Raw genomic sequence first — 14,725 nt, forward strand, 5'->3', positions numbered from 1 at the left:
CCGCCGCGGGTGGATATTCCGTCCCCGGTTCTGCGGCGCCCCTTGCCGAGGGGTACCGGCCGCGATGCCACGGTGACTGCCAAAGTGACTGCACAGCAGCCGAGTTGAGCATGTCGGCCACCCCTTGCACTCCGACCGGCCGCTCCTCCCGGGAGGGCGAGAAGCGCAGGCGCCGAGCCTCTGCCCTCGGCGCGGCGGACTCGCGAAATTCAGTGCCACGCCCACCGGCACCATCCCGAGGCGCTCCGAAATCGAGTACGCGAAGAGGGCGCGCTCCCGCGACTTTCGACGCGTACCGCAGGGAAGGACGAAATCTGCGGCAGCCCGCCGCATTCCCGCCGTCGTCGCCGGGCGCACGGATTCCGCGGCATCCGCGGCGCGCTGACGCCGGCCCTGTCGGAGGTGGGCGGCTCCGCGGACTTCACCACCGTCCTCGCGGCCGACCCTGCCCGTCACCGGCGGCCCGCGCGATCCCGGCGACGGCCCGGCCCTCACCGCCGCCGTACAGCAGGCGCAAGGCTCGCGACTGCCATGGTTGCCGCCCAGGCCCTTCGGCTCGCGGAGACCGTGTCCTATCCTGGCAGGCATGCCGAACCCTGACGGGCTGCTCGTCGACATCGCGGCGATGGTCGAGTCCGAGCACAGCAATCAGATGTCGCTGACCGTGGTGGTCCCGGGCGCGGTGATCACCGGCAGACTCGCGCCGGTGAGCCTGTGGTTGGAGCGGGTGGCGGAGGTCCTCCAGGCCTCGGAGCACTTGAAGCCGTTCGCCGCCCTCTTCGCCCCGCCCGCCGACGCCCCGCCCGCACCGCCCACCCATCTGCATCTGCACCGGGCGAGGATCCTGCAGGGCGACTTCGGGCTGCCCCACACCGGCGGCATGTACCGCATCGCCATCGAGGACGTCAGCAGCTGGACGGTCGGGGACCTCAGCTACTCCGATTCCTGATCGCCGCAGCAGGCCGAGTGGCCGACCGGCGGCGCCTCGTCACCGGTGAGTTCGCCGGCGCGCTCCTTCGCCTCGCCGGCCAGTTCCCGCGCCTTGTTCGACAGGTCGCTCGTCGGTTCCTCCAGTCGTCCACCGGGGCGGCGCACCGGCGCCTCTCGTGCGTCACCTTGTGACCGATATGTGCCCCCTCATGCGCGCGGTACGGATCTCCGGCCGTCCTGGCCGGTGCGGGTCAGGCGGCGGCGGGTGGCCGGGCGTCGGCTGCCCGGATGTCTGCGGGGGCTGGGGCCGGTGGAGGGGGCGGCGGCGGTGGCGTTGCTGTCCGGGGAGTCGCAGCGGTTGCGGACCGGGATCGGGCCGGCGGCGTTGCGGGGTCTGCCCGGGCCCGCGGCGGAGGCCTCGCTCGGGGTGCGGGAGGTGGAGCGGGAGCTGGAGCGGATCGCGGGGGTGCACGGGGCCGGGGCGCAGGCGGAGCGGCGGCGGCTGCTGCACGGGCTGTTCGCGCGGGCGACGGCGGAGGAGCAGGGGTTCCTGCGGGCGGTGCTGGTCGGGGACCTGCGGCAGGGGCCGCTGGACGCGGTGGTCGGGGACGCGGTGGCGCTGCCGCTGCGTTCGGCGGTGCTGGACGGCGAGGCGATCGCGCTCGGTCCGGACGGCCGGCCGCGCCCGTTCCAGGAGACCGCCGCGCGCACCGCCTCCCGGCGGGACCCGGACCGGCTGCGCGCCGAGGTCCCGCTCGACGCCTACTTCTTCGACCTGCTGCACCGGGACGGCGAGGACCTGGTGGACCGTCCCGGCCGGGAGCGCTGGGCGGCGCTGGCCGGGGCGGTGCCGGACGGCCTGCGGGTGGCCCGCACCGAGACCGGGGACCGCGACCGGGCGCTGGCCTTCTTCCGCGACACGCTGGCGCTCGGCCACGAGGGCGTGCTGGTGAAGGACCCGTCGGCCCCGTACGCGGCCGGGCGGCGCGGCGCGGGCTGGATCAAGGTGAAGCCCCGGCACACCCTGGACCTGGTGGTGCTGGCCGCCGAGTGGGGCAGCGGGCGGCGGCGCGGCTTCCTCAGCAACCTGCACCTGGGCGCACGGGCGGCGGGCGAGCCGGGGCTGGGCCCGTGGGTGATGCTCGGCAAGACCTTCAAGGGCCTGACCGACGAGACGCTCGCCCGGCAGACGGTCGAACTGCTGGCCCGGGAGACCGGACGGGACGCCTGGACGGTGCGGGTCCGGCCGGAACTGGTCGTCGAGATCGCCTTCGACGGGGTGCAGCGCAGCTCCCGCTATCCGGCCGGGCTCGCCCTGCGCTTCGCCCGGGTGGTGCGCTACCGGCCGGACAAGGACGCCGCCGAGGCGGACACCGTCGCGACCGTACGGGAGATCGCCGCCGCCGAGGGGCTCTGAGCCGGGAGCGGGCGGCTACGGGCAGCGCCCGGAGGCTGTGAACCACCGTACGGTACAGGCTTGTTGGGGTGATGCCGGTTCAAACCTCCGGCGCCGCTCCGGCGGTTCCGACGGGAACCGAATCGGCCATTCTCGGCGATCCCGCCACCGCGCCCTCCGTGGACGGAGTAGCGGCGGTTAGGTTGGCAATGACAACGAGAGGCGGCCGCCGGGCAGCCGGCGGCGCACTGGCGAGAGGTGCCCGACCATGCGGGTGAGTGTCGACCGGGACCGCTGTTGCAGCTCCGGGATGTGCGTCACGAACGTTCCCGAGGTCTTCGACCAGGACGACGACGACAGTCTGGTGAGGCTCCGTCAGACCGCCTTCAGGCCCGACCAGTTCGAGGATCTCAGACTGGCCGCCCAGCTCTGCCCGGGCGGCGCCATCACCGTGGTCGAGGACGGGCCGGCGGAGGCCGGGGCCGCCTCGGTCGACGGCTGACCGTACGCCGGTCCGGGCCGGCCGCGGACCGGAACCGCACCCGGGACCGGCGAGCGTCCGGCAACCCCACCCCCCACCGGAGAACCATCGCGACGCAAGGAGACCCCGCCTTGACGAGCACACCCACCGTGCCCGCCGTCCCGCTGCCGGCCCGGCACTCCGCCGGCTGCCCGTTCGGCCCGCCGCCCGCCTACACCGAGGCCGCCGCCACCGCGAACCTGAGCCGCGCCGAGCTGCCCGGGGGCGAGTCCTGCTGGCTGGCCACCGGCTACGCCGAGGTCCGCGCCATCCTGTCCGACCGCCGGTTCAGCGCGGACCTGCGCCACCCGACCTTCCCGCTGCTGATCGCCGGCAGCCGGGAGCGGATCGGCGAGAACCCGAACTTCCTGAACCTCGACGACCCCGAGCACGCCCGGCTGCGCCGGATGGTCACCGGGGACTTCCTGGTCAAACGGGTCGAGGCGATGCGCCCGGACATCCAGCGGATCGTGGACGAGGCGCTGGACGGGATGACCGCGGGCCGCGCCGAGGCCGACCTGGTCGCCGACTTCGCGCTGCCCGTCCCCTCGCTGGTGATCTGCCTGCTGCTCGGAGTCCCGTACGAGGACCACGAGTTCTTCCAGGGCATCAGCCGGACGCTGCTCAGCAACACCAGGCCGTTCGAGGAGCTCCTGGCGGCCCGGGACGAGATGCTGGAGTACCTGGAGGCGCTGACCGCCCGCAAGCGGGAGGAGCCGCGGGACGACATCCTCAGCCGGCTCGCCGTCCGCGACGACCTCACCCCGCGCGAGGTCGCCAGCACCGGCTTCCTGCTGCTGGTCGCCGGGCACGAGACGACCGCGAACATGATCTCGCTCTCCACCGCCCTGCTGCTGGACCGGCCCGAGCAGATCGCCAGGCTGGCCGACCCGGCCGCGGTGCCCGGCGCGGTGGAGGAGCTGCTGCGCCTCCTCACCATCATCCACACCGGGGTGCTCCGGGTGGCGCTGGAGGACGTGGAGCTGGGCGGTACGACCGTCCGGGCCGGGGAGGGCGTGGTCGCGATGCTCTCCACCGCCAACCGGGACGGGGCGGTGTTCGGCGGCGCCGACCGGCTGCCGGCCGACGAACTGGACCTGGACCGGGACGCCCGGCGGCACATGGCCTTCGGCTTCGGCGTGCACCAGTGCCTCGGCCAGCCGCTGGCCCGTGCCGAGCTCCAGATCGCGCTGGCCACGCTGTTCCGGCGGCTGCCCGGGCTGCGGCTGACCGTCCCGCGCGACGAGCTGGCGTTCCGCACCGACGCGTTCATCTACGGCATGCGGTCGCTGCCCGTCGCCTGGTGACGCCCGGGGGTCTCCTGACGCCCGGGTGGGGTCCGCGGGGCGCTTCCCGGGTCACCCGGCTGGCCCTCGCGCCGGGGCGGAGGCAGGCTGGAGGGGCGAAGAGCCACCACCGGTCCCGCCGCGCCTCCGGCCCGGGCGCGCCAGGACCGGCCGAGGAGACGGAGCCCGCGATGACCGACATGAGTGACCGGTCCAAGGTGAGTACCGAGGACGACGAGGACATCCGCGCCGCGGACCCCGAGGAGGGCGTCCCCTCGATGCAGAACCTGCACGCACAGGACACCTCCCAGGCGGAGGGCGCCCCCATGCTGGACGAGCCCGGCCAGCCCGGCTGACCGTCCGCCGTACCGACTCGACCGCCCGGTGCCGCCGGGCGGTCGCCGCGACCGCAGGTGTCGCTGCTCCGGCGGCGGGCCACCCGCGGGGGAGGATAGGCGCATGACCGAACACGACCAAGGAAACCGCCAGGCCCAGCCGCCCGCGGACCCGCGCACGTCGTGGGCGACCTGGACCACCCAATCGATCATCAGCGGCCCCGGCGGGGTGACCACCACCGAGATCGGCCCGATCTCCGGCGACCTCACCGTGCACACCACCTGGGTGGACGGCGAGGCGAGGCTGACCGTCCAGTACACCGGAGCGCTGGACTGGTACACGGTCACCGGCAGCCCGGTGCCGGCGCAGGACGAGACCACCGCTCGGGCGATCCACCAGGCGATGGTGAACGGCGTCAAGGCCGGCCGGGGCGCGGGTGCCCCGGCGCCGCCGAAACCCTAGGAACACCAGGAACCCCAGGCCCCTCGACGCCCGGGGTTCCCGAGCCCCCGGCGACAGGCGCGCCCGGGACCGTCACCGGTCCCGGGCGCGCCTGTCACTCCTCCCCCGGTGGCCGCGGAGCCGCCTCCCCCTTCGGCGGCGGCGCGGCCGCGGCCCAGTAGGCGCCGTCCGCCGGGCGTCGCCCGCGCAGGTCCTCGCGCACCTCGCCGGCCAGCCGGCGGGTGTCGCGGCGGTTCATGGTGGCGCCTATGCCGGCCCCGACCAGCAGCGGCGTCACCGCCGGCAGGTGGCGCAGCGAGCTGCGGGTCAGCCGGCGGCGGACCTGCTGGCGCACCTCCGAGCCGATCGCCAGCGCGGCGAAGCCGGCCGGGCGCACCAGCAGGCCCGCGTCGATCCCGCGGCGGTTGGCCCAGGCACCGAGGTAGGCGCCGGCCCGCTGGGTGGCGGTGCCCCGCGCCGGGGTGCCGTAGACCTCGTGCAGCTCGGCGATCAGCTTGATCTCCACGGCCGCGACCGCGAGCGTCTCGGCCGCGATCTCCAGCGGCATCGCGGGCGGCACCGGCAGCATCGCCGCCGCGCCGACGCCCGCGCCGAGCGCGCCGGAGGCCCGGACGGCGCCGGTGACCAGCAGGTCGGCCAGCTGCTCCGGGAAGGCCGCGTCGGGGTGCTGCGCCCGCAGGGTGGCGAGGTCACGCACCGGGATCCGCGGCGCGGTCCGCACCAGCTGGTCGGTCAGCGCCTTGCCGCCGAACGCGGCGCCCTTGGCCGCTCCCCTGGCCGCCCCCTTGGCGGCGACCCGGCCGCCGTGGCCGAGCAGCCGGGCGGTGTGCAGGACCACGGCCCGGCCGCGGCCGCGCTGCCTCGCCGCGTACGCGGCGACCGGGCCCCGGCCGACGGGCTGCTCGGACTCCTCGACCAGTTCGGCGAGCCGCTCGCCCAGGCCGGGCTCGGCCGGGGCGGGCCCGCTCGGGTCGGGCTCGGCCGGGGCGGATCCGGGACGCGGCCGGAAGCGGTCCGGCCTGCGGAAGACTGCCATGGGCTCCGGTACCCCTTTCGCGAGGACGGCACGGCCCGGGGCCGCCTACTCGGCGACCACCACCCCGCGCCAGAAGGCCACCCGGCCGCGCACGTGCTCGGCCTCGGGCTTCGGGTCGGTGTAGTACCAGACGGCGTCCGGGTTGGTCCGCCCGTCCACCTCCAGGCTGTAGTAGCCGGCGGTGCCCTTCCAACCGCACACCGTGGTGGTCTCCGAGGGGCGCAGGTACTCGGTGCGCACCGCCTCGGCCGGGAAGTAGTGGTTGCCCTCGACGACGACGGTGTCGTCGCTCTCGGCGATGACGACGCCCTGCCAACTCGCTGTGGTCATAGCGCGATTGTGCCCGACGGACGGAATCCGCGCCGGGGTTCCGAGTGCCCGCCCAGGGTTCCGGGCGGTCAGGGCAGCGGGTGGGCGTGCACCGGCAGGTGCGGGCTCTGGTGGCCGCCGCTGGCGAGGATCCGGACCTCGCCGGCGTCGCTGATCTCCGCCCGGACGATGCCGCTCTCGTCCTCGTACACCGGGTGGCCGCCCGGACCGGTCGCGTCGGTGCGGGTGACCACCACGACGTCCTGCGGGGCCTGGGTGCCCGGGGTGCCGGGGAAGGTGAGGGCGTAACGCTCGGCGTGGCTCATCACAGCTGCTCCTGCCTACCCGGCGGCCTCGGCCGGCACGGCGGCCCGGGCGTGCGGGCCGCGGACCTCCAGCTCGGCGAGCAGCCGGGCGGTGGCCTCCGCGACGGCGTCCACCGCCCGGTCGAAGGCCTCCCGGTTGTGCGCCGCGGGGGCGCGGAACCCGGACACCTTGCGGACGTACTGGAGGGCTGCGGCGTGGAAGTCCTCCTCGTCGGCGTCGGGCGTGACGGGAGGTCGCAGCGTCTTGATGTTGCGGCACATGCTCCCAGTCTCGCGCGCGGGAGCCGCGTCGGCGACCCCCTTTCGTCAGCCGGCGACGCCCTTTCGTCACACGCACCTCACGGCGCCGTCATCCGGCCGGATTAGGATTCCGGACGAACGAATTCATCCCGCCGTCATTCCCGCCTTCATCCCGCCGCGCGCTTCCCCGGTCCGTCGGCATCACTCCGGAGTCACCCCCTTGCCTCTCGCGCTGCTCGCGCTGGCCGTCACCGCGTTCGCCATCGGAACCACCGAATTCGCCGCCATGGGGCTGCTCCCCCAGGTCGCCGACAGTCTCCACGTCTCCATCCCGCAGGCGGGCTGGCTGATCTCCGCGTACGCGCTGGGGGTGGTGGTCGGCGCGCCGCTGCTGACCGCGCTGGCCGCCGGACGGCCGCGCAAGGCGGTGCTGGTGGCGCTGGCCGCGCTGTTCGCGACCGGCAACCTGCTGTGCGCGGTGGCCCCGGACTTCTGGACGCTGGCCGCCGCCCGGCTGATCACCGGGCTGCCGCACGGCGCCTTCTTCGGGGCCGGCGCGGTGGCGGCGGCCGAGCTGGTCGCGCCGGACCGGCGGGCCCGGGCGGTGGCCGTGATGTTCTCCGGACTGACCGTCGCCAACATCGTCGGCGTCCCGGCCGCGACCCTGCTCGGCCAGCACCTGGGCTGGCGGGCGACCATGCTGGTGGTCGTGCTGATCGCGGCCGCCGGCACGGTCGCCATCGCCCGGCTGGTGCCCGCGCTCCCCTCCTCCGGCCAGTCCGGGCTCCGGCACGAGCTGCGGGCCTTCCGCAGCGGCCAGCTCTGGCTGGCGCTGGCCACCGTGGTGTTCGGCTGCGGCGGCTTCTTCGCCTGCTACAGCTACATCGCCCCGCTGCTCACCGAGGTCTCCGGATACGCGACCGGCTCGGTGACCCTGGTGCTGGCGCTGTTCGGGGTCGGCATGACGATCGGCAACGTGCTGGGCGGCTTCGCCGCCGACCGGGCGCTGCGCCCCACCGTCTGCGCGGCCTTCGTGCTGCTCTCCGCCACCCTGGCGCTGTTCGCGCTGACCGCGCACGCCCGCTGGTCGGCGGCCGTCACGGTGGTGCTGATCGGGCTGTTCGGCTTCGCGATCGTGCCGGCCGTGCAGACCCTGGTGCTCCAGAAGGCGCGCAGCGCGCCGACCCTCGCCTCGGCGACCGTCCAGGGCGCCTTCAACCTGGCCAACGCCCAGGGCGCGTACTTCGGCGGGCTGGCGCTGGACGCCGGGCTCGGCTGGACCGCGCCGACGCTGGTCGGCGCGGTCCTGGCGTCCGCGGGCGCGGTGGTCGCGGTGCTCGCCTGGGCGGCCGACCGCCGCCGGCCCGCCCCGGTGGCGACGGAACCGGCGGCCGCGGCCGCGATGACCACGGCCTAGCCGGGAAGCCGCTAGATCTCGCGGTGGGCGTCGGCGAGCAGCTGGTAGCCGGCGCCGTTGGCCTTGATGCCGGTCTTCTCGTCCTCGGTCAGCTCGCGGCGGACCTTGGCCGGGACGCCGGCGACCAGCGAGCCGGGCGGGACGACCATGCCCTGCGGCACCACCGCGCCGGCCGCGACCAGCGAGCCGGTGCCGATCCGGGCGCCGTTGAGCACGGTGGCGTTCATGCCCACCAGGACGTCGTCCTCGACCGTGCAGCCGTGCAGCACGGCGTTATGGCCGACCGAGATCCGCTCGCCGACCACCAGCGGGAAGCCGGGGTCGGCGTGCAGGGTGCAGTTGTCCTGGATGTTGCTGCCCGCGCCGACGCTGATCGACTCGGCGTCGCCGCGCAGCACCGCGCCGTACCAGACGCTCGCGCCGGCGGCGACGGTCACGTCCCCGACCACGACGGCGTTCGGCGCCACGAAGGCGCCCGGGTCGACGGCGGGCACCCGGCCCCCGACTGCGGCGATCAGCGGCTCTGCCATGGGTCGTCCTCCTGTGACGGTCGGCGGTTCTGTCGCCGGTCAGCGTAGGGGGTCGGTCACGGTGCCATGCGGGCGAGGTCGGGTGCCGCGGCCGCCGCCTGGGCCCCGCACAGGGCGGTCGTGGTCACCTTGCGCCAGGCGGTGTCGGCGGCGTCCGGGTCCGGGGCGTCGTAGAAGGTGGTGTCGGCGGCGAACGAGCGGCTGCCGTCCGGGGCGGCGAGCATCATCGTGCTGTAGCCGGGGATGCCGCCGGCGTGGCCCCAGAACGGGCCGCAGGGGGTGTCCAGGCGCTGGAGGCCGAGGCCGTACGTCCGGCCCTCGCCGTGGTCGGTGGTCCGCTTCATCGCGGCGAGTTCGGCCGGGCGCAGCAGGCGGCCGCCGAGCAGGGCGTCGAGGAAGGCGGTCAGGTCGGTGGTGGTGGAGATGCCGCCGCCGGCCGAGCCGGCCATGGACGGGTTGAGCACGGTGACGTCGGCCGGACCGGTGTCCGTCCTGACGTAGCCGTGGGCGTGCGGGCCGGGGATGAACGGGAGGTCGCCGGGCATCCAGGTGCCGGTGAGCCGCAGCGGGCGGATGATCCGGCGGGTGACCTCGTCGTTCCAGCTGTGGCCGGTGAGCTTCTCGATGATCATCCCGACCAGGATGTAGTTGGTGTTGGAGTACTGCCATCCCTCGCCGGGGGCGAAGTCCGGCGGGTAGGTGTTCGCGAGGTCCACCAGGTCCCGCAGCCGGTAGGACTTGTAGCGGCGGTCGGCCAGCCAGTCCCGGTCGACCTCGAAGGCCCGGTCCCGGGTGTAGTCGGCGACGCCGCTGGTGTGGTCGAGCAGCTGCCGGACGGTGATCGCGGTGCTGTTCGGGACGATGCCCGGCAGCAGGCACTCCAGGCGGTCGTCGAGGTCCAGCCGGTGCTCGCCGACGAGTTGGAGCAGGGTGGTGGCGACGAAGGTCTTGGTGGCGCTGCCGATCCGGAACGCGCCCTCCGGGTCGGCGGGTTCGCCGGTGCCGAGTTCGGCGACGCCGGTGGCGTTGCGCCAGACCAGTCGGCCGTTCTCGCGGACGGCGGCGAGGGCGGAGGTCGAGTAGCCGGGGTCGGTCATCCCGGCGAGGGCGGCGTCGGCGGCCGTCCAGTCGCCCCGCCGTTCGGCGGCGCCGCCGGTGCCCGTGCCATCGCCGGGCGTGCCGCCGGTGACCGCGAGGTGCACGGCGCCGTGGCAGCCCGGGGCCGGAAGCAAGCCGGCGGGCCCGGCGACGGCGGTCGGGGCGAGGGTGGTGAGCAGTCCCGCGCCCACGGCGGCGGCGACGGCGACGCGCGGGGCGGTCCGGCGGCGGGCGGGGGCGGTCGGGTCGGCGGTCATGCCGTCCTCCCTGGTCCGGGGTCGGCGGAGTGGGCAACTCCGGTCGGCTGGTGCTCACCTGACACCTTGCCGGATCGGCCGGGCCGGATCGTCCGCCTGGGGAGGGGGTCCCGCCCCCGAGGGATCCCGGAGCCGGACCCCGAGACGCCTCGGGGTCCGGCTCCGGGATCAGCGCTAGGCGAGCGGCGCCTTGGTGCGCAGGACCTCGATGAAGGCCCGCAGCCAGGCCGGGTGGTCGGGCCAGGCGCGGGCCGAGACGACGACGCCGTCCACCACCGCCTCGCCGTCCACGAACTCGGCGCCCGCCGCCTTGATGTCCGGGGCCAGCGCCGGGTAGGCGGAGCTGCGGCGGCCGTCCAGCAGGCCGGCGGCGGCGGTGATCAGCGGGCCGTGGCAGATCTGGGCGACGGGCTTGTCCTCGGCGAAGAAGTGCCGGGCGATCCGCTGTACGTCCGGGTCGTTGCGCAGGTACTCGGGGGCGCGGCCGCCGGGGATGACCAGGGCCGCGTAGTCGGCCGGGTCGACGTCGGCGAGGGCCACGTCGGCGGGCCAGGTGTAGCCGGGCTTCTCGGTGTAGGTGTCGAAGCCCTCGACGAAGTCGTGCACCACGAACTGGAGGCGTTTCTTCGTCGGGGCCGCGATGTCGACCTGGTAGCCCTCCTCGCGCAGCCGCTGGTAGGGGTAGAACACCTCCAGTGACTCGGCGGCGTCCCCGGTGACGAGCAGGATCTTCGATGTCATCGCCGACATCCCTCCACGTGGTCGAGCCTCGGATCGGGTACGGGCGCCGGGCGGTGGCGGCCGGCCCGGGCCCGGTCCAACCTCCCGTACCGGCGACACCGTTGGCAACGGGGCGCACCGGGCGTACGACGGCGCATACGGAGCTACGCGCGCCGGTTGCGGGGAGTGCGCGCCTGGTCGGGCGCCCGGCTGCGGGGGTCGGCGGCCCGCGTCCTAGACTCCTGCTGCCCACGACCGTCCCGCTCCCGGAGGAGCCCATGCCCGACCGCACCACCTACCTCGTCCTCCCCGGCTACCAGAACTCCGGCCCCGAGCACTGGCAGACCCGCTGGGAGGCGGCCGGGCCGGAGTCCTTCCGCCGGGTCGAGCAGGCGGACTGGGACCACCCGGAGCGGACGGACTGGGTGGCCCGGGTGGACGCCGCGGTGGCCGCGGCCGCCGCCGAAGGCCCGGTGGTGCTGGTCGCCCACAGCCTGGGCTGCGTCACCGCGGCCCACTGGGCCGCCACCGCCTCCGCCGAGCGGACCGCCGCCGTCCGGGGCGCGCTGCTGGTCGCCCCGGCGGACGTCGACACCGCCGAGGTCCCGGAACTGGTGAACTTCCGCCCGGTGGCGCTGGAGCGGTTCCCGTTCCCGGCCGTCGTGGTCTCCTCCACCGACGACCCGTGGGTCTCGGCCGAGCGGGCCCGCGCGTTCGCCGCCGCCTGGGGCGCCCGGTACGTCGAGCCGGGCGCGTACGGGCACCTCAACTCCGACTCCGGACTGGGCGACTGGCCGGAGGGCCGCGAACTGCTCGCCGGGCTGTGACCGCGGCGACGGGGGGAACGGGGGCGCGGGGACGATGAACCGGGGGACGATGAACCGACGGACGTCCCGGACCAGGCGCGTCCTGGTCCGGCTGCTGGCGGGTAGCGGGCTGGCCGCCGTCCTGCTCTACACCGAGGGGCAGTGGGAGAGCCGCTCGGGCGGGCTGATGCTGGTCGCCGACCTGCTCAACCAGCCGGAACTGCTGATCGGCGGGGCGCTGGCGGCGCTGATCGCGGCCGCCTGGCTGAGTGACCCGCGCGCCGCCGTGCGGACGGCCACCCGGGCGGTCACGGTGACCGCCGGGGTGGTGTTCCTGCTCGGCGTGCTGGCCGCGCACAAGGTGTCGGCGGCCGAGACCCGCAGCCGGGAGGACGCCCCGGCCGGGGCCGAGCGGGCCCTGGTGGTGGTGCACCGCTCGTACGCCACCGGGCCGGGCCCGGACGAGCGCTGGCAGGTGCTGCTGGAGAGCGGCGAGGGCTGGTCGGCCCGGCGCTGGTCACTGGCGGACATCGGCCGGCGCCCGGGCGACGCCCGGCTGGTGGAGGCGAGCTGGACCGGGCGCTCGCAGATCACCGTGGTGACCGACTCCTACCGGCGGGTGTTCAACCTCGACCAGGACAGCGGCGAACCGGTCGAGGCACGGTAGCCGGCCCCGCCTGGGTACGGGTACTCAGGCGGGGCCGGACAGTTCACCGCTCCTCGGGGGCACTGGTCGGACGGGTCACTGGTCCGACGGGTCGGTGGCGCCGGGCGGGGCGGACGGCGCGGTGCGGCCGGTCGTCGGGCCGGTGTCGCGCGGCCGGCCGGTGTTGCCCGGGCCCCCGGTGGCGGGCGCGCCGCTGCAGGTGACCGAGCCCGGCGAGCCGCTGGCGGTGGTGCAGTTGGCGTCCCGCCGGGGCGGGTCCGGGATGCGGACGGTGGCGAACGGCTTCTCCGGCATGCTCCGGACGGCGTCGCTCATCGCCTGCTGCCAGATCGGCCCGGGGCCGGTGGCGCCGAAGACCTCGGCCTGGTACTTGCCGCCGATCCGGATGTTGCGCATCGGCACCTTGGTGCCCGGGCTGCCCAGCCAGACCGAGCCCGCCAGGTTGCCCGTGTAGCCGGTGAACCAGGCCGACTTCTTCTCGTCCGTCGTCCCGGTCTTGCCGGCGATCTGGCGGCCGTCGTCCAGGCCGAGGTCGCGCGCCGTGCCGCCCTTCTCGGTCACCCCGAGCAGCACGCTGTTGATCACGTCGGCGGTGTCCTCGGACATCGCCGGGGAGCAGCGGACCGGGGGCACCGGGACGTCGGTGCCGTCCACGGTGGTGATCCTGTTGATCGCCAGCGGCGCGCAGTAGGTGCCCCGGGCGGCGAAGGTCGCGTACACGTTGGCCATGGTCAGCGGGCTGACCTCCTGGGTGCCGAGGCCGAGCGCGGGCAGTTCCTGGAGCGGCTCGCCGTTCGCCTTGCCCTCCATGCCCAGCTTGTTGGCCATCTGCTTGACCGCGCAGAGGCCGATCTCCTGCTCCATCTGCACGAAGTAGGTGTTCACGGAGAGCGCCATGGCCTGCTTGAGCTCGTACGGGCCGACCTCACCGGCGCTCTCGTTGGGGATGGTCCCCTCCTTCTTGCCCTTGCTGAGGTTCTTCCAGGTGCCGTCGCAGGTCTTCATCGTCGGCCAGTCCATCCGGTTCGGCGAGTCGTACCGCTGGGTGGGCGACAGGCCGGCCTCCAGGGCCGCGGCGGCCACGATCGGCTTGAAGTTGGAGCCGGGCTGGAAGCCGATGCCGCCGCCCATCGCCGCGTCCACGTTGTAGTTGACGACGGTCTCGTTCTTCTCCTTGGCCAGGCCGTACGGGCGGGTCTGCGCCATCGACAGGATCTTGCCGCTGCCGGGCTCGACCATCGTCATCGCGGCCGAGACCGGGTCGGTGACGTACACCTTGGTGGAGACGGCGTTCTGGGCGGCGGCCTGCTTGTCCGGGTCCATCGTGGTGTAGATGTTCAGGCCGCCGGTGTCCCACAGCTTCTTGCGTTCGGCCGAGCTCTTGCCGAACACCGGGTCCTGCTTGACCACGTGCCGCACGTAGTCGCAGAAGAAGCCCATGCCGGCCTTGGCGGTGATGCAACCGTTCTGCGGGTCCCGGTAGTTGAGGCCGAGCGGGGCGGCCTTCGCCTCCCTGGCCTGGTCCGCGGTGATGTGCTTGTTCTCCACCATCTTGTCGATGACGGTGTCGCGGCGCTTCTGCGCGGCCACCGGGTGCAGCTTCGGATCGTACTGGGACGGGTTCTGCACCAGTCCGGCGAGCATCGCCGCCTCGGGCAGGCTGAGGTCCTTGGCGTCCTTGCTGAAGTAGCGCTGGGAGGCGGCCTGGATGCCGTACGCCTGGTGGCCGTAGAAGGTGATGTTGAGGTAGTTGGTGAGGATCTGCTCCTTGCTCAGGTCCTCCTCCAGCTTGATGGCGTACCGGAGTTCCTGGATCTTGCGGCCGAGGGTCTTGCGCTGCGCCTCGCGCACCGCGTCCGCGTCGTCCCCGGCCTTCTCCACGTTGACGTTCTTCACGTACTGCTGGGTCAGGGTGGAGGCGCCCTGGACGGCGGCGCCGCTCTCCGCGTTCTTGGTGATCGCGCGCAGGATGCCCTTGAGGTCGACGGCGCCGTGCTCGTAGAACCGGGCGTCCTCGATGTCCACCTGCGCCGTGCGGATCAGCGGGGACATCTGGTCGGCGGGTATGACGGTGCGGTCGCGCTCGTAGACCTTGGCGATCAGGCCGCCGTTGGCGTCGAAGATCTGCGTCGCCTGGCTCAGCGGCGGGGTCCTGAAGTCGTCGGGGATGCTCTCGAAGCCCTCGGCGCCGTTCTTCGCGCCGAGCCCGACCGCCCCGGCCGCCGGGAGGATCAGGCCCGCCAGCAGCACCCCGCCCAGCACGCTGGAGCCGAGGAAGGTGGCCGCGTGGCCCAGGAAGCCGATCGGGGTCTCGCGGCGCCTCGGTCGCGGCACCCAGGTGTCGCCCGGGTCCGAAGCGGCGGGTATGCGGCTCTTCGGTGACATAGAT

At 74.4% G+C, this 14,725-nt stretch carries 17 protein-coding genes; 9 read left to right on the forward strand and 8 right to left on the reverse strand.

Going from position 1 to position 14,725, the window contains the following annotated elements; translation table 11 throughout:
* Positions 1-586 precede the first annotated feature (586 nt).
* The 6 genes from ACFCY1_RS16470 to ACFCY1_RS16495 all read left to right on the forward strand — a co-directional run bounded on the left by ACFCY1_RS16470 (position 587) and on the right by ACFCY1_RS16495 (position 4,930).
* On the forward strand, positions 587-949 hold the full coding sequence (locus ACFCY1_RS16470) for a hypothetical protein (RefSeq protein WP_375875000.1): 363 nt from the start codon (positions 587-589) through the stop codon (positions 947-949).
* 309 nt (positions 950-1,258) lie between these two features.
* Complete coding sequence (locus ACFCY1_RS16475) at positions 1,259-2,347, forward strand: ATP-dependent DNA ligase (protein WP_375875001.1); 1,089 nt, start codon at positions 1,259-1,261, stop codon at positions 2,345-2,347.
* A 247-nt stretch (positions 2,348-2,594) separates the two neighbouring features.
* Positions 2,595-2,828, forward strand: coding sequence for a ferredoxin (locus ACFCY1_RS16480; protein ID WP_074003623.1), 234 nt, complete (start codon positions 2,595-2,597; stop codon positions 2,826-2,828).
* Positions 2,829-2,938: 110 nt separating this feature from the next.
* A complete protein-coding gene (locus ACFCY1_RS16485; protein WP_375875002.1) occupies positions 2,939-4,153 on the forward strand; it encodes a cytochrome P450 in 1,215 nt (404 codons plus the stop codon).
* A 170-nt stretch (positions 4,154-4,323) separates the two neighbouring features.
* A complete protein-coding gene (locus ACFCY1_RS16490; RefSeq protein WP_158077733.1) occupies positions 4,324-4,488 on the forward strand; it encodes a hypothetical protein in 165 nt (54 codons plus the stop codon).
* A gap of 103 nt (positions 4,489-4,591) precedes the next feature.
* Positions 4,592-4,930 (forward strand): hypothetical protein, encoded by a 339-nt coding sequence (locus ACFCY1_RS16495; protein ID WP_117486557.1) that lies wholly within the window; start codon positions 4,592-4,594, stop codon positions 4,928-4,930.
* Positions 4,931-5,024: 94 nt separating this feature from the next.
* On the opposite strand, the gene ACFCY1_RS16500 is transcribed toward ACFCY1_RS16495, so the two are convergent.
* The 4 genes from ACFCY1_RS16500 to ACFCY1_RS16515 form a co-directional block, all read right to left on the reverse strand.
* Complete coding sequence (locus tag ACFCY1_RS16500; protein ID WP_375875003.1) at positions 5,025-5,966, reverse strand: hypothetical protein; 942 nt, start codon at positions 5,964-5,966, stop codon at positions 5,025-5,027.
* Between the two features lie 45 nt (positions 5,967-6,011).
* Positions 6,012-6,296, reverse strand: a complete 285-nt coding sequence (locus ACFCY1_RS16505) for a DUF427 domain-containing protein (RefSeq protein WP_049659097.1) — start codon at positions 6,294-6,296, stop codon at positions 6,012-6,014.
* 68 nt (positions 6,297-6,364) lie between these two features.
* Complete coding sequence (locus tag ACFCY1_RS16510) at positions 6,365-6,601, reverse strand: DUF6296 family protein (protein WP_049659098.1); 237 nt, start codon at positions 6,599-6,601, stop codon at positions 6,365-6,367.
* A gap of 15 nt (positions 6,602-6,616) precedes the next feature.
* Entirely contained in the window at positions 6,617-6,862 is a 246-nt protein-coding gene (locus tag ACFCY1_RS16515; protein WP_117486559.1) for a DUF2277 domain-containing protein, read from the reverse strand.
* A 199-nt stretch (positions 6,863-7,061) separates the two neighbouring features.
* Here ACFCY1_RS16515 and ACFCY1_RS16520 point away from each other — a divergent pair, with 199 nt between their 5' ends.
* Complete coding sequence (locus tag ACFCY1_RS16520) at positions 7,062-8,258, forward strand: MFS transporter (RefSeq protein WP_375875004.1); 1,197 nt, start codon at positions 7,062-7,064, stop codon at positions 8,256-8,258.
* Positions 8,259-8,269: 11 nt separating this feature from the next.
* Here ACFCY1_RS16520 and ACFCY1_RS16525 read toward each other — a convergent pair whose 3' ends face one another.
* From ACFCY1_RS16525 to ACFCY1_RS16535, 3 genes are all read right to left on the reverse strand, one after another.
* Positions 8,270-8,788: a gamma carbonic anhydrase family protein gene (locus tag ACFCY1_RS16525; protein WP_049659101.1), complete on the reverse strand. Its 519-nt coding sequence runs from the start codon at positions 8,786-8,788 to the stop codon at positions 8,270-8,272.
* A 56-nt stretch (positions 8,789-8,844) separates the two neighbouring features.
* The gene (locus ACFCY1_RS16530) at positions 8,845-10,143 is read right to left on the reverse strand and encodes a serine hydrolase domain-containing protein (RefSeq protein WP_375875005.1); all 1,299 of its coding nucleotides are present in this window, start codon (positions 10,141-10,143) and stop codon (positions 8,845-8,847) included.
* A gap of 174 nt (positions 10,144-10,317) precedes the next feature.
* Complete coding sequence (locus ACFCY1_RS16535) at positions 10,318-10,884, reverse strand: DJ-1/PfpI family protein (RefSeq protein WP_049660089.1); 567 nt, start codon at positions 10,882-10,884, stop codon at positions 10,318-10,320.
* A 257-nt stretch (positions 10,885-11,141) separates the two neighbouring features.
* Between ACFCY1_RS16535 and ACFCY1_RS16540 the strand changes: the two genes are divergently transcribed.
* Both ACFCY1_RS16540 and ACFCY1_RS16545 read left to right on the forward strand, forming a co-directional pair.
* Complete coding sequence (locus ACFCY1_RS16540) at positions 11,142-11,690, forward strand: RBBP9/YdeN family alpha/beta hydrolase (protein ID WP_375875006.1); 549 nt, start codon at positions 11,142-11,144, stop codon at positions 11,688-11,690.
* Between the two features lie 49 nt (positions 11,691-11,739).
* Positions 11,740-12,336: a hypothetical protein gene (locus ACFCY1_RS16545; protein WP_049660092.1), complete on the forward strand. Its 597-nt coding sequence runs from the start codon at positions 11,740-11,742 to the stop codon at positions 12,334-12,336.
* Positions 12,337-12,411: 75 nt separating this feature from the next.
* Here the strand turns inward: ACFCY1_RS16545 and ACFCY1_RS16550 are convergent, their stop codons facing one another.
* The gene (locus ACFCY1_RS16550; RefSeq protein WP_375875007.1) at positions 12,412-14,721 is read right to left on the reverse strand and encodes a transglycosylase domain-containing protein; all 2,310 of its coding nucleotides are present in this window, start codon (positions 14,719-14,721) and stop codon (positions 12,412-12,414) included.
* Positions 14,722-14,725: the final 4 nt, after the last annotated feature.

Origin of the sequence: Kitasatospora sp. NPDC056273 (assembly GCF_042268845.1) — a bacterium.
Taxonomy (GTDB): domain Bacteria; phylum Actinomycetota; class Actinomycetes; order Streptomycetales; family Streptomycetaceae; genus Kitasatospora.